Source organism: Streptomyces pseudoechinosporeus (assembly GCF_054783935.1).
Window position 1 is genome coordinate 187645 of the sequence record NZ_BAAGPS010000004.1, and the last position, 14314, is coordinate 201958.

Here is a 14314-nt window from a genome sequence, read left to right on the forward strand (position 1 = left end):
GTCGCCCCTCCTGCTCGGACTCGTCCTGATTCTGTGGCAGTTGCTCGTCCTCGCCGCCCGGTTGCTGCGCATGAAACGACGTCCTTCCGCGGATTCGCCCGCGGAAGGACGTCGTGTTGTAAGGGTCCCTCCGGACACCCCCAGGTCTCCGGAAGATCACCTACCGGTCTCAACAGGCGTCCGCCGTGCCCGCTTTGAGATCGATCCGCAACGCCCCGTGCCGCACACCTCGGCCCTCTCCGGCGTCACAGTCACAGACGTCGACGTCAACTCATCGAGGGGGCCCACATGGGCGAGTACCGTACGACCCACCGAACGCGACGACCGCGCGGCGCACTTGCCGCCCTGATGGCCGCGGGCTGCCTCCTGCTCGCCGCCTGCGGCTCGGGCGCCGGCGAGTCGTCGGCCGACGGCAGCAACAGCGCCCGCGACACCGAGCGCTTCCCGGCTCCAGCCCCCGCGCAGCCGACCGGCCCCGCGGGCACCGACGAAGGCAGCACCCCGGGCGAGCAGAAGGGCGAGATCCGCGAGAGCACCCCGCCGCCCGCCGACTATCTCTCCACCTTCGCCCTGGACGTCGACACCGCCTCGTACGGGTACACCCGCCGCACCCTCGCCGACGGACGGCGGCCGGATCCGGCGACCGTCCGCCCCGAGGAGTTCATCAACAGCTTCCGCCAGAACTACGAGCGTCCTGACGGCAACGGCTTCTCCGTCACGGTCGACGGCGCCCGTACGGACGCAGGAGGGGAGGGCGACGACTGGCGGCTCGTACGCGTCGGTCTCGCCACGCGCCCGTCCGAGGACAGCGGCGAACGGCCGCCCGCCGCCCTCACGTTCGTCATCGACGTCTCGGGTTCCATGGCCGAGCCGGGGCGGCTCGACCTGGCCAAGAAGTCCCTCGGCGTGATGACGGACGAACTGCGCGACGACGACTCCGTCGCGCTCGTCGCCTTCAGCGACGAGGCCGAGACCGTACTCCCGATGACCCGCCTCGGCGACAACCGCGACCGCGTCCACGACGCCATCGACACCCTGGAACCCACCCTCTCCACCAACCTCGGCGCGGGCGTCGACACCGGGTACGCCACAGCCGTCGAGGGCCGGCGCGAGGGCGCCACCAACCGCGTCGTGCTGCTCTCCGACGCCCTCGCCAACACCGGTGAGACCGACGCCGACGACATCCTGGACCGCATCGCGGACGCCCGCCGAGAGCACGGGATCACCCTGTTCGGCGTCGGCGTGGGCAGCGACTACGGCGACGCGCTGATGGAACGCCTCGCCGACAAGGGCGACGGCCACACCACCTACGTATCGAACGAAGAGGACGCCCGCACGGTCTTCGTCGACCAACTGCCCCGCAACATCGACCTCACGGCCCGCGACGCCAAGGCACAGGTCGCCTTCGACCCGCAGACGGTCGAGCAGTTCCGGCTCATCGGCTACGACAACCGCGAGGTCGCCGACGAGGACTTCCGCAACGACCGCGTCGACGGCGGCGAGATCGGCCCCGGCCACACGGTCACGGCCCTCTACGCCGTCCGCACCAAGCCCGGAGCCTCCGGCCACCTCGCCACCGCGACCGTCCGCTGGCTCGACCCCGACACCCGCACCCCGCACGAGGAGTCGGCCCAGCTGGAGTCCGAAGCCCTCAACGAGCCCCTGTGGAGCCGCGACAACGCCCGCAACGGACTCCAGGTCACTGCCATAGCCGCCTACTTCGCCGACACCCTCCGTTCCGGCGACTCTCTCTTGTCCCGCCTGCCCGCCGCACCCTCCCTGTCCGAACTGTCCGAACGAGCCGACGAGTTGGCTGACGTCACGGAGTCCGAGGAGGTACGCCAACTCGCCGAGACGATCGAACAGGCCGGGGGCCGGTAGGGGGCTAGGAAGGCCTGAGCCGGTACGCGTACGAGTACGTCCGCCCGGAGTGCAACAGGTACTGCTCCAGCGGAGCCGCCCCCCACGAGTCGATGCCGCCCACGCCCATCTGCCGGTGATTGACGCCCAGCACGGTCTCGTCGCGCCGCTTCAACTCGTACGGATGGCGCGGCCCGTCGAGGTCGAACGGCGAGTAGTGCAGCGCGCTGGTCTCCAGCAACGGCTCGCCGTCCGCCGGATCGGCGAGCACGGTGAGCCCGTCACCGGCACGGTCGGTCAGCGACAGGTGGCGTACGTCCGTCATGTTCCCCGTCTGCTGGGGCCGGACGTACGGCGCCACCTGATCGTCGACCGTGGACCGCCAACGCCCCACGAACGCGGACGTCTTGCGGTCCCAGTAGTTCTCGTGCGGCCCGCGCCCGAACCAGTCGAGCCGCTCGAAACCCCCGGGAACGGTCAACAGGGCGCCCACCATGGGCAGATCGGGCAACCCCGAGGCCGCCTCCAGCGTGTGCCGCACCCGTACCTCGCCGTCCCCGCGCACCCGGAACTCGGTACGCCACGACGAGGCGTTCGGCGAGGTGGGCAGCGTACAGCCGACCTCGATGACCACCTCGCCCGACGAGGGCTGCGAGGCCTTGACCGACGTCACGGTGCGTTTGGCCCCTGCGTCGCGCCACGTACGCGCCGTGGTCTGGAACTTCCTGCCGATGTCGTTATCCGTCGGCCCCCGCCAGAAGTTCGGCACGGGGCCTTCGGTGAGCAGAAGCCGGCCGCGGAAGACGTACGAGGAGAGCGTGCCGGAGGTCTTCGACAGCACCACCTCCACGTTCCGGCCGCTCACCTTCACCTCGCCGTCGGTCTCCGTCAGCTTGAGGCCGCCTCGCGGTGCGGGATCAGCCGGCGCAGGCGCCTGCCAGTCCAACGCCAGCTGCTCGGCGGCCACTTCGTGCCCGGCGTCGGCCCAACTCGTCTTCTTCCGCAGCAGGAAGGAGAGGTTGAGGAAGTACTCCGCGCCGGGTTCGAGCGCGGACGGCTTCCGGTACGGGATGCGTACGATGCCCTCCTCGCCCGGCGCGACCTTGGGCGCCGCGAGCCTGCCATGCTGCACGCGCGTGCCGTCCCGCGTGACGGTCCACCGCAGCTCGTACGCGTCCAGGCCGCTGAACAGATGCTTGTTGCGCAGCTTCACCACTCCAGCGGCGAGATCACCGGCCGTGATCCCCACCGGCTGGTAGACCTTCTTCGCCTCCAGCAGCCCCGGATGAATCGCACGGTCGCCCGCCACCAGGCCGTTGCAGCAGAAGTTCCCGTCTGTCGGATAGCCCGGCTTCCAGTCGCCCCCGAACGACAGATACGTGCGCTTCGGGTCGCCGGGCACGGGCAGCCGTATCGTCTGGTCGGCCCAGTCCCAGAAGAACGCGCCGTGCAGGTTCGGATAGCGCTCGATGATGTCCCAGTACTCCGAGAGGTTGCCGCCGCTGTTGCCCATCATGTGCGTGTACTCGCACAGCATGTACGGCTTAGGGTTGCCGGACCTGCCGTACCTCTCGACGCCCGCCGGGCTGGTGTACATCTCGCTGTGCACGTCGGTCACGGCGTTCATGCCCTCGTAGTGCACGGGCCGTGAGGCGTCGCGGGCGTGCACCCAGTCGGCCATGACCTTGAAGTTCGAGCCCTGGCCCGCCTCGTTGCCGAGCGACCACACGACCACGCACGCGTGGTTCTTGTCCCGCTCGACCATCGACCGCATTCGGTCCACACACGCGTCGGTCCACTCGGGCAGTGAACCCGGCACGGTGTCCCGTACCCCGTGCGTCTCCAGGTTCGCCTCGTCGACGACGTACAGGCCGTACTCGTCGCACAGCTCCATCATCCGTGGATGGTTGGGATAGTGCGCGGTGCGCAGGGCGTTGATGTTGTGACGCTTCATCAGCAGGATGTCCTGCACCATCCGCGCCTCGTCGACGGCCTGCCCGCGGTCGGGGTCGTTCTCGTGGCGGTTGGTGCCGCGGAACATGATCGGCTTGCCGTTGACCGTGAACTTGCCGGGCCCGTAGTCGACTTGGCGGAACCCGACCCGCTTGCTGTGGATGTCGACGGCCTTACCCGAGCCGTCCTTCAGCGTCACGACGAGGGTGTAGAGATTCGGCTGCTCGGCCGACCAGAGGGCGGGGGCCTTCACCTCGCCCTTCAGCGTCACCTTCTCCTCGACACCGTCCGCCAGCTCCAGCACGCGCCGTCCCCGAGCGTCGAACAGCTCGGCCACGATGCGATGCCTGGCAGCCTTCTGGTCCCCACCCCGGTCGCGTAAGGCGACATCGACGCTCAACACGGCGTCGCGGTACGCGGAGTCCAACTCCGTCCGCACGAACAGGTCGTCGACGTGCACCTGCGGAACCGAGTACAGATACACGTCCCGGAAGATCCCGGACAGGTCGATCATGTCCTGGTCCTCCAGCCAACTGCCGTCGGACCAGCGGTAGACCTCCACGGCGAGCGTGTTCCGTCCCGCCTTCAGATACGGGGTGATGTCGAACTCGGCGGGCGTGTAGCTGTCCTCGCTGTAACCGACGCGCTCGCCGTTGACCCACACGAAGAACGCGGACTTCACGCCCTGGAAGGAGATCAGCGTGCGCCGGCGCTTCCATCCCTCGGGCACGGTGAAGGTACGGCGGTACGAGCCGACCGGGTTGAAGTCGTGCGGGATCTGTGGCGGCTCGGGGGTCTCGTAACCGACCCACGGATACGGGATGTTGAGGTAGATCGGCTCCGGGTAGCCCTCGATCTCCCAGTTCGACGGGACGGGGATACGGTCCCAGCCACTGTCGTCGAAGCCGGGCGCGTGGAACCCGGTGGGGCGCTGATCGGGGTTTCTCGCCCAGTGGAAGCGCCAACTGCCGTTCAGGGAGCGGTGGTACGGCGACTTCTCGAACTGGCCGCGCCGGGCGTCGGCGGCGCTGGCGTACGGCACGAGGCGGGCTGCCCGTGCCGGCTCTCTGTTGACCTGGAAGACTCTCGGACTCGCGTCCCACTCGTCCCCCTCGGCAGCGAACACCCGCTTCTGCGCGGCGAATGCGGCCGAGCCTGCGAGGGCGGCTCCTGCGACGAGGACATTGCGGCGGCTCGGACGGTATGTGCTCATACGGCGGCTCCACCGGAAGGCAACATGAAGCCTCAGCGTCGAACGGAATCGCGCATCGCGCAAGACCACATGCGTCTCATAAGCCTCCAAGGGCATCCGGCCTAAACGCCCACACGTCCGAACACAGGCGAACAAGCGATTGAACTTCCGCTACGCCCGAGTAAGTTGACCCCCGCGTAAAGCACGCATCGCACCACCGCTGTGATCCGCGACCGGGAGCCGTCATGGGCGTACGCAAAGATCTGAAGCAGGCGAAGAAACGTACCGACCTGGCGGAACGCACCGAGGTCGAGATCGTCAGGGACCATCAGGGCGTCGTCCGCGAGGCCCGTATGCCGCCCCTCGCACCGAGGGCCACCACCGGCAGCATCGCCGACCTGCCCTACACCAACGCGGCCGAGGCCCCCGACGCCGTGATCCTCCGCCGCCAGGCGAACGGCACCTGGCACCCGGTCACCGCGGCGGCCTTCGCCCACGAAGTCACCGCCGTCGCCAAGGGGTTGATCGCGGCGGGCCTCGAACCGGGCGGCCGAGTCGCGCTGATGTCCCGTACGCGCTACGAGTGGACGGTCCTCGACTTCGCGATCTGGGCGGCGGGCGGCCAGAGCGTGCCCATCTACGCCACGTCCTCGGCCGAGCAGATCGAGTGGATCGTCCGAGACTCGGGTGCCCGCCTCGTCATAGCCGAGACCCCCGAGAACGCGGAAGCGGTCACCGCCGGCACGGCCGACCACCCCGACCCCCCGCGCGTATGGCAGATCGACGAAGGCGCGATCCCTCAACTCACCACCCGGGGCCGGGACATCCCCGACGAGGAGATCATCAAGCGCCGGGAGGCCCTGACCCCCGACACACCTGCGACGATCTGCTACACCTCCGGCACCACCGGCCAACCCAAGGGCTGCGTCCTCACGCATGCCAACCTGCACGCCGAGGCCGCCAACACGGTCGAGCTCCTGCACCCCATCTTCAAAGAGATCACGGGCCAGGCCGCCTCGACGCTCCTTTTCCTCCCCCTCGCCCACATCCTGGGCCGCACCATCCAGATCGCCTGCCTGATGGCCCGTATCGAGCTGGGGCACTATCCGAGCATCAAGCCGGCCGAACTCCGGCCCGCGCTGAGGGAGTTCGGCCCCACCTTCCTGGTCGGCGTCCCGTACCTCTTCGAGAAGATCCACGCCACCGGCCGCGCGACCGCCGAGCGCATCGGCCGCGCCGCCTCCTTCGACCGCGCGGACCGCATCGCCGTCCGCTTCGGCGAGGCCCACCTCAACAGGTTCCTCGACCGCGGCGAGGGCCCGAACCCCGGCCTGTACGCCGCCTGGGCCCTGTACGACCAGCTGGTCTACCGCCGCATCCGCAAGGAACTCGGCGGCCGCATGCGCTACGCCATCAGCGGCGGCTCCCCCCTCGACCGCAACCTCAACCTCTTCTTCTACGCGGCCGGAATCATCATCTACGAGGGCTACGGCCTGACCGAGACCACAGCCGCCGCAACGATCGTCCCGCCCCTGAAACCCCGCCCCGGCACGGTCGGCCTCCCCGTCCCCGGCACGGCGATCCGTATCGACGACGACGGCGAGGTCCTCATCAAGGGCGGCATCGTCTTCAACGCGTACTGGAACAACCCCGCCGCCACCGACGCCGCCCTGACCGACGACTGGTTCGCGACCGGCGACCTCGGCGCCCTCGACGAAGACGGCTACCTCACCATCACCGGCCGCAAGAAAGACATCCTCATCACGTCAGGCGGCAAAAACGTCTCCCCCGCCATCCTGGAGGACCGCCTCCGCAGCCGCCCCCCGGTCGGCCAGTGCATCGTCGTCGGCGACAACCGCCCCTACGTCGCAGCCCTGATCACCCTCGACCGCGAGGACATCGCCCACTGGCTCCACGTCCGCGCCATGCCCGCGGACACCCCGATGTCCGACCTCGTACGCGACCCCACCATGCGCGCCGACGTCCAGAAGGCCGTGGACTACGCGAACCAGGCGGTCTCCCGAGCCGAGTCGATCCGCGAATTCATCCTCGTGGAGGGCGAGTTCACGGAGGAGAACCGCCTGCTCACTCCGTCCCTGAAGGTCAAGCGGCATGCGGTGACACGGGCGTACGCGGATCAGATCGAGGCGCTGTACCGGGGCTGACGCGCTCGCGTTGCCGGACGTTAGCCGGGGCGCCGTATGTCGGCGATGAACGCGGCCCAGGCGGATGGCGGGAAGAGCAGGGCGGGGCCGGTGGGGTTCTTGCTGTCGCGGACGGGGACGGTTCCGGGGACGTTGGGGGCGATCTCCAGGCAGTCGCCGCCCTGACCATTGCTGTACGTGCTCTTGCGCCACGTTGCGTTGCTCAGGTCAATTCGTGCGGCGCGCATGTGCTGTACCCCTCCATCGCGGAACGGATCACGGCCAGAGACTCATCAGGAGGCAGTGCCTTGGCCTGGAGCAGATCGTAAGCGAGGGCGTATTCGGCGACCTCCTCAGGCCTCTCCACCAGCTCCCCGGAGTGCGAACTCTCGGTGTAGGCCACGTCGGAGCCCCGCTCAAAACTCAGGATGGTCAACGACCCGCCCATGACCGGGTGTTCGCCCTGCCCGAAGGGCAGTACCTGTACGACCACGTGCGGAGTCCGCGCCATGCGGAGCACATGTGCCAACTGCTCGCTCATCACCGCGTGGCCTCCGACGGGGCGGCGAATCACCGCCTCGTCCAGGATGCACCACAGCAGTGGCGGAGCACTGCGTCGGAGGATGGCCTGCCGCTCAAGTCGGGTGGTCACGAGCTCGTCGATCTCGGCGTCGGTGTCACGGGGGCGGCTGATACGGAGCAAGGCCCTGGCGTAGGCCTCCGTCTGGAGGAGGCCGGGCACGGCTTGCGCCATGTACTTGAGCATCTTGGTTGCCCTGGCCTCGTACTCCACGAACTTCCGCGCCCAGTCCGGGATCGGCGTCATCCTGATGTGACCCCACAGGTCGATCAGGTCACCGTCGGCACCCAGCAAGACATCCAACTTGGCGTTGACGTCCTCGGGCGGCGTCTCATTGCCCAGTTCGAACTGGGCGATACGGCTGTGGGCGATGGGGATCTTGTCGCCGAGTTGCCGTTGGGTGAGCCCGGCCCGGATGCGGAGCTTGCGCAACTTCACGCCGTACAGGGCGGGGAGCGACGTGGACGGGTCAAGTTCCTTCGGTGCGGGCATCGTTGACCCCCGTTTTCGTTCCGCTGTCCCGAAAACCGTTACACCTGGTGATCGTAGCTGTACGCACCGATGCTCATCAGTGGAAGCCGCAATCAGCGCGAGAAGGGCACGGCACAGATGGCAACGGCAAAGCGCAGTACGGAGATTGCCAAGAGGACGCAGATCCAGGAGGCGAAGGCCGCGAGAGACGAACTGGGAGAGGCGCTGGCCGGAGCCGGCGTAGTGCTGCCGTCACTGGGCCTGGACGCCCTCTCCCTCGCCAGCGACTACTTGCCACCCCTCGTGGACCTCGGGCGCTGCAACCCGGACACGGCCCGCAAACTGGCGGCGGCCCTGCGGGACAGGCGATGACCGACGATGACGTCGCTCCTGAACCTCCGGACGACGAAGGCGATCAGGGCACCGAACCCGACACGACAGGGGTTTCGAGTTCTCGCTGTCCGGCCTCTTCTGCGCTGGCCGCGGCGACTGGTCCCGGTCTGTTCGGAGCGGTCGCCACCTGCTGCAGTGCGGTCCGGTGATTCCGGCTGCCCTTAAGCGCACATAGGTCGATTAATGGCATTCAGTCGGGTGTGTCGGAAATAGTGCGTCAAGAGAGGCGGGTGTTATCGTCTGTCACCATGCAGACACGGTCCGTAAGGAGGGTCGTGTGCGCGAGGAAAACGGAGATGCGATGCACAAGCTCAAGAAGGCCGTGGCTGTCGCAGTCATGGTCGGCAGCATTGGCCTTGTCGGCGGTGGGGTCGCTCACGCCTGCAACGGCGACGACAACGGGAGCAGCTACAGCAACCGCCACGACAACGGGAACGGCCACGACAACGGGAACGGCCACGACAACGGGAACCGCCACGACAACGGGAACCGCCACGACAACGGGAACCGCCACGACAACGGGAACCGCCACGACAACAGGCGCGACCACCGGGAGGACTTCCGCTACCACCGGGAGGACTCCGACGTAAAGCTGCAGAACGTGCGGTGCGACAACGATTTCGATGGCGGCGGCGTCTTCATCCCCATCAACGCCAACTTCATGTCCGAGCAGAAGCAGGACATCGGCAACTGCACGGCGGTCGGGATTCTCGGCCGCTGATCCCAGGCCATCGTGAGAAACCGGGTCTCACCCCTCCAGTGCGAGACCCGACTCCTCGGTCCTCGTCGCGTCGGACGCCCTGATCCATCTGTCGGCTCGGGGCAGCAGGGCCAATAATCCGCGGAACAGGGGATGTCGAGGCAGCAAGATCTCGGCGTCCCCTTTGCCGCATGCGGTGTGGCCGGTCGAATCGCGATGCGGCGTTCAGCAGCGGCGATCAGGATCTCGTTCAGTCGCTGCCAGACCCGGCTCCGTTCCCTCCCGTAGGCGGCGTCGGCACGTCGTGTCCGACCCGAGATCCAGCTCCTAAGGCCGTATTCCCACCGGATCCGGTCTGCAACACCTGCAAGATTCCGCACAGCGCCCGCTGGTCCGGCAACGGTTGGCCGTTGTCGGACCAGCTGGCCGGCTGCGGCACGGGCCGACCTTGGACCCGTTCCTTCGGTTCCAGAGCCGGCCCTTCTCACCTATTCGAGCAGGAAGACGACCAGATTGCGACAGAGCCTGAGCAGGGGAATGGCCGTGGCAGCCGCCGCGACGAGCATTCTGTCCCTGTATGGCAGCCCGGCGTTCGCGAACTCGCGTTCCGAGGAAGGCTCCGGGCCGATGCGGCCTGGGCATTCGTAATTCATATCATCTGTAGCGCAGGGCCATGTGGATGAAGTTCCGGGCCGAGGGTCCTTTAAAGTTGTGTGGCCTTCCGCGTCAAGGCAATATCGCTTGCGTTCTTCCAGCGGGGAAGAAACAGAACGGAGATACCGAATGCGCAAGACCATGAAGCGGGGTGCTGCCTCGGCCCTCGTGGCGGTGGTTCTCCTCGCGGGATCTGCCGCGGCTGCCAGCGCCGACGACGGCTGCTCCAAGGGGAAGCACGACAAGGGCTACTCCAAGGGGAAGCACGACAAGGGTTACTCCAAGGGGAAGCACGACAACGGCGACGACGGCGACGACGGCGACGACTGCGACAACGGCTAAAACGGCCACGACGGCGAGCGGTCCATCGTCATCGTCAACGAGAACGAGAACGAGAACGCCGCCGCGGCGGCCGCCCAGGATGACCGGGGGAATGGGAACGGGAAAAGCCTGGCTTCTGGGCTGAGCCCTCCGGGGCTGGGTTGGAATCTTCGAGTCCAGTTCGGCGGTCAGGGGCATCCTTTCTCGATTCCCTTGGGAATCGAGGTCCGGCCTGAAAACGTTTTTCCCTGATGGGCGGATGAGGTGACATTCTCATCGGCCGAGGGAGAGGCGCTTTCCGCTTTCCAAGGCGTCCATCACTGGAAAATCAGCCACGCCGTAGGCGATCGCACAACGTAGCGTACTTCGGAGGGGCATGAGTGACACGATCATCCTGCCGCGTTGTCCGGAAACGGGCAAGGCCTCATTCCGTACCGAGGACGAGGCTCGCGTCTGGATTGTCAAGAAGCCGTTGATCGAGAGGATTCCGGACCGGATCTATCGGTGCCCCGGGTGCCGGTACTGGCACTTCACCGGGTCGCATCATCTGACCAGTTGGAAAATCCAGTGGCGGCGAAACTATGGCAGGCGTGAGGCCGCTCCCCGGCGCAGCCGTAGGACGAGGGGGAGGAACTGACGAGAGAGCCAGTTCTTTCGCCCCCACCGTGCCGCTGTCGGAAGACCAGCCGAACGGCTGAGGCACAGGCCGGGATTGGATCTGTTCCTTCGGTTTCCATGCCGGCTTCTCCCACCTATTCGAGCAGGAAGACAACCAGATTGCGACAGAACCTGAGCAGGGGAATGGCCGTGGCAGCCGCCGCGACGAGCATTCTGTCCCTGTATGGCAGCCCGGCGTTCGCGAACTCGCGTTCCGAGGAAGGCTCCGGGCCGTCGTCCGGCGCCCTGTTGGGTGGCGACGTTGAGGCTTCGGCGGACGTTGACCCGGACGTCGGCGACAAGCCCGTCGGCGTGAGTGCCGAGGCCGACAAGTCCGTCGGCGACAAGTCCGTTGGCGACAAGCCCGTCGGCGACAAGTCCGTCGGCGTGAGCGCCGAGGCCGACACGTCCGTCGAGTACGGCGATCACGGCTCCGGCAGTGGGCTCGGTTACGACGTCAGTTACAGCCTTGGCGTCGATGACAGCGATGACAGCGGCTATGGCGGCGACGACGTCGGCTATGGCGACGACGTCGGCTATGGCGACGACGGCGGCTACGGGGACGACGGCGGCTACGGGGACGACGGCGGCTACGGGGACGACTCGTACGCACCGCCCAAGAAGCCGTCGACGTCACAGCCCAGCGCCACTCCGCCGACCTCGACGACGCCCAAGTCGCCGCGACCGGGCACCTGGGCCACCGAGCCCCCCGCGCTCGCTGAGACCGGTGGTGGGGAGCAGGTGCTCCTGGCCTCGGGTGCTGCCGCGCTGCTGCTGACCAGCGGCGCCATTCTGTACCGGCGAGGGCGAGTCGCTTCGGTGCGGTAGGGAGGATCCACGCGGGAGCGCTTCCCTCGGGGGCCGGACGGAGAGTCGTCCGGCCCCCGAACTCGTTCCCGGCCAGGGCTCACTCGCGCGGGTGGTCAGGGGGTGGCCAGGCAGGGGACTCCGCTGGCGGGATCGCAGTACATATGACTGGACGTCAGGAGTAGTGCGGAAAAGGGCGGCGGTGCATGCGTTACGGCCGCCGTTGATGAGCGGAGACGGGAGCAGTCATGGCCGCACGGTATCGGTGCCTCAGAAGGTGGCCCGTATGTGCGGTGGTCGGGATTGTTGCGGTGGCCGCACTGTTGTCGGGACCTGGTTACCTCGCGGGCACCGGGGTGGAGAAGGCCACTAAGTCGCCGGGGGCGGTACCGGCGCCGGGGCCGGGAGCGACCCCGGTGCCGGCGGTCACCGGTGCAGCGCCGGTGACGCCGGCTCCGCTCGCACCCCCCGCCCCGTTCCCCGCCTTCGGCGCCTACCTCGACTACAGCTGGCGCGGTGTGGTGCGGACGGACTGGTTCAGTCGGTGGCTGGGTGGGGCCGAGCTGCGTGTGGGGCGTACGTATCTGCCCGGTGATCTCTGGAGCAACGTTGACCATGGTGTCCGGGCGCCAGCGGAACTTGTACGGCTCGGCTCCGCGCAGCAGGCTCAGTACCTGGCGGTCGTCGCGGGACACGCGATCGGCGGTGGCGTGCAGCAGCATGGTGGCGATGTCCGCCTTCCACTCCCGTAGCCGTGGGTGGGCGCCGTACAGGTAGTTCTCCGCCAGTCGCGGTGTCAGCAGGGTCACCCCGCTCACAGCTGTCCGTGCGCGTCGGCGGCGGTGGCCGGGCCGGGTACGACGGCCGAGCCCATGCTGTCGGCGGCCGTGTGCCGTGGGCGGGCCAGTAGTGCGAGGCCGCCGAGCAGGCCGCCGGCGCTTGCGCCCACCAGGCCGGTCAGTGCCGGGGACGCCGAGGACGGCTCGGTGGGCTTGACGGCCCGGGAGAACTGGCGGAGTTCGACGTGCGTGGCGTTTTTGGTGTGGGTGGCGTGCCGGGTCATCGCGCCGGTGACCGCGTTGGCCATGTCGGCGGCGAGGTCGGGGCGTGCGGAGGTGGCCGTCACGGCGACCATCGGTGCGTCCGGTGAGGTCGCCGACCGTACGCTCTCGCGCAGCGTCCGGACCGGAACGCCCGCCCATACCTGGGCGTCGCCGAGTACCGCGAGTTGGGTGGCGACCCGGCCGTAGGCCTGGGCGAAGCCGAGTGCCGCCTGCGGGTCCGATTTCGCGGTCGGTACGGCGATGACGTAGGCCGAGGCCGAGTAGGCGGGCGGTGTGAGGGCGCCGTACGCGCCGCCGGCCAGGGCGCCGGTGAGGGTGCCGGCCGCGAGCAGGGACCAGGGCGGCAGCGCTCGCAGGCGCTTCAGGGCCCTCCGCGGTCGGCGGGGCGGGGTGGTCGGGGATTGGGTCTTGGTGGTCATCAGGGGATCACTCCCAGGGGCGACGGTGACGAGACGGCGGCCGCGTACACGTCCATGAGTTGTGCGGCGGTGCGCGTGATGCAGTAGTGGCGGGCGGCGGCGGGGGCCTGACGGTCCGTCGGGCGTGGGGGAGGGCCGGAGCGGCGGTGAGCGCGGCCGTCGCGTCCACGACGAGCAGGGGCAGCGCCGGGGCGTGCCGGGCCACGGCCCGCTGCCTCGCGGGGAACCCGGAGCCGCCGGGGGGCCCCGTGGGGGAGGGGGACCGAGACGGGCAGGAATCCCTGCTCCGGTTGCTGGGCTGCGAGGGGAGAGACGGTGCGTTCGACGGTCACGAGCGGTTGGACTCCCTCGTCCACCGGCTGGGTGACGTGGAGGACGCGCGGCGAAGTCCCCGGCCGCGTCGTGCCGCGCGACGGTTCGGCAGACCGGCTGACCATCACCGTGCGAGTCGACCCGAGGGGCGGCCGTCCCGCCCTGTCGGGCCATCGGACGGGCGGAACCCCGTGCGGGTCGCAGTGGAAAGACCCCGGGCGTGACGCATGACCGGCGTTGCCCTTTCGCGAGGAACGTCAAACTCGGCTGACGACGCGTCACTCTATCCCGGAATACCTCGCATATCGGGCAAGAGTGACGAAGTGCTTAAATCATTGTCTCGTGTCGGCGGCCGTGCTGCCGGGGGTGCTGCGCCGAACGGGGCGGAGCCTCCGGAGGGCCCGACAGGGCCGCTCACCTGTGACGATGCCTGGTCGCGAGGGGGTGGGATGTCACCTTCCGAGCTCGCTCGGTTGCAGTGTGCGTTCGCCGGTTCAAGAGTGGCCACAAGGCCCCACGCACCCTGGCGAAAGGATCCTCCATGCGTGCTCTTTCGGCACGGCGCATCGCGCCCTCCGCCCTCTGCGCCACGTTCCTGCTCGGTTCACGGCTCCCGCCACCCTGGCGACCGACACGGCGCGGGAACGCACTCGCGCGTCGGAGTCGGCTCCCGCCTCCGGCGCGGCCGGTGATATCGCCGGCGTCCTCGACGCGGTCGAGACCGTGAGGGAGAAGCTCGTGAGCGTCGTCCCCGCCCTCCTGGGCGGCCTCAGCCCCGGCCTGCCCA

Annotated in this window: 11 protein-coding genes; 7 read left to right on the forward strand and 4 right to left on the reverse strand. The window is 68.4% G+C overall.

From position 1 onward, the window contains the following. The first annotated feature begins 288 nt into the window (after positions 1-288). Positions 289-1881 (forward strand): vWA domain-containing protein, encoded by a 1593-nt coding sequence (locus ACYVO6_RS05460; RefSeq protein WP_461057805.1) that lies wholly within the window; start codon positions 289-291, stop codon positions 1879-1881. Between the two features lie 4 nt (positions 1882-1885). On the opposite strand, the gene lacZ is transcribed toward ACYVO6_RS05460, so the two are convergent. Next, on the reverse strand, positions 1886-5026 hold the full coding sequence (lacZ, locus tag ACYVO6_RS05465) for a beta-galactosidase, LacZ type (protein WP_461057807.1): 3141 nt from the start codon (positions 5024-5026) through the stop codon (positions 1886-1888). Between the two features lie 224 nt (positions 5027-5250). Here lacZ and ACYVO6_RS05470 point away from each other — a divergent pair, with 224 nt between their 5' ends. Beyond that, positions 5251-7170 (forward strand): AMP-dependent synthetase/ligase, encoded by a 1920-nt coding sequence (locus tag ACYVO6_RS05470; RefSeq protein WP_461057809.1) that lies wholly within the window; start codon positions 5251-5253, stop codon positions 7168-7170. Between the two features lie 20 nt (positions 7171-7190). Here the strand turns inward: ACYVO6_RS05470 and ACYVO6_RS05475 are convergent, their stop codons facing one another. Both ACYVO6_RS05475 and ACYVO6_RS05480 read right to left on the reverse strand, forming a co-directional pair. Beyond that, entirely contained in the window at positions 7191-7397 is a 207-nt protein-coding gene (locus ACYVO6_RS05475) for a DUF397 domain-containing protein (RefSeq protein ID WP_461057811.1), read from the reverse strand. Next, positions 7373-8221: a helix-turn-helix domain-containing protein gene (locus tag ACYVO6_RS05480; RefSeq protein ID WP_461057813.1), complete on the reverse strand. Its 849-nt coding sequence runs from the start codon at positions 8219-8221 to the stop codon at positions 7373-7375. Before ACYVO6_RS05480 ends, ACYVO6_RS05475 begins: the two co-directional genes overlap by 25 nt. Positions 8222-8338: 117 nt before the next feature. Between ACYVO6_RS05480 and ACYVO6_RS05485 the strand changes: the two genes are divergently transcribed. The 5 genes from ACYVO6_RS05485 (at position 8339) to ACYVO6_RS05505 (ending at position 12484) form a co-directional block, all read left to right on the forward strand. Beyond that, positions 8339-8572 carry a hypothetical protein gene (locus ACYVO6_RS05485; protein WP_461057815.1) on the forward strand — a complete coding sequence of 78 codons (234 nt, stop codon included), beginning with the start codon at positions 8339-8341 and terminating at the stop codon, positions 8570-8572. Between the two features lie 298 nt (positions 8573-8870). Continuing rightward, positions 8871-9314 carry a hypothetical protein gene (locus ACYVO6_RS05490; protein ID WP_461057817.1) on the forward strand — a complete coding sequence of 148 codons (444 nt, stop codon included), beginning with the start codon at positions 8871-8873 and terminating at the stop codon, positions 9312-9314. A 762-nt stretch (positions 9315-10076) separates the two neighbouring features. Continuing rightward, the gene (locus tag ACYVO6_RS05495; protein ID WP_461057819.1) at positions 10077-10289 is read left to right on the forward strand and encodes a hypothetical protein; all 213 of its coding nucleotides are present in this window, start codon (positions 10077-10079) and stop codon (positions 10287-10289) included. Between the two features lie 786 nt (positions 10290-11075). After that, positions 11076-11753, forward strand: coding sequence for a hypothetical protein (locus ACYVO6_RS05500; protein WP_461057821.1), 678 nt, complete (start codon positions 11076-11078; stop codon positions 11751-11753). Positions 11754-12043: 290 nt separating this feature from the next. Beyond that, entirely contained in the window at positions 12044-12484 is a 441-nt protein-coding gene (locus ACYVO6_RS05505) for a hypothetical protein (RefSeq protein ID WP_461057823.1), read from the forward strand. 62 nt (positions 12485-12546) lie between these two features. Here the strand turns inward: ACYVO6_RS05505 and ACYVO6_RS05510 are convergent, their stop codons facing one another. Further along, positions 12547-13215, reverse strand: coding sequence for a YveK family protein (locus ACYVO6_RS05510; protein ID WP_461057825.1), 669 nt, complete (start codon positions 13213-13215; stop codon positions 12547-12549). Positions 13216-14314: the final 1099 nt, after the last annotated feature.

Bases quoted from the DNA above. Each gene is read 5' to 3' on its own strand.
- ACYVO6_RS05460 (WP_461057805.1), top strand. From the start codon at position 289: ATGGGCGAGTACCGTACGACCCACCGAACGCGACGACCGCGCGGCGCA.
- ACYVO6_RS05485 (WP_461057815.1), top strand. From the start codon at position 8,339: ATGGCAACGGCAAAGCGCAGTACGGAGATTGCCAAGAGGACGCAGATC.
- ACYVO6_RS05495 (WP_461057819.1), top strand. From the start codon at position 10,077: ATGCGCAAGACCATGAAGCGGGGTGCTGCCTCGGCCCTCGTGGCGGTG.
- ACYVO6_RS05480 (WP_461057813.1), bottom strand. From the start codon at position 8,221: ATGCCCGCACCGAAGGAACTTGACCCGTCCACGTCGCTCCCCGCCCTG.
- lacZ (WP_461057807.1), bottom strand. From the start codon at position 5,026: ATGAGCACATACCGTCCGAGCCGCCGCAATGTCCTCGTCGCAGGAGCC.
- ACYVO6_RS05475 (WP_461057811.1), bottom strand. From the start codon at position 7,397: ATGCGCGCCGCACGAATTGACCTGAGCAACGCAACGTGGCGCAAGAGC.
- ACYVO6_RS05470 (WP_461057809.1), top strand. From the start codon at position 5,251: ATGGGCGTACGCAAAGATCTGAAGCAGGCGAAGAAACGTACCGACCTG.
- ACYVO6_RS05510 (WP_461057825.1), bottom strand. From the start codon at position 13,215: ATGACCACCAAGACCCAATCCCCGACCACCCCGCCCCGCCGACCGCGG.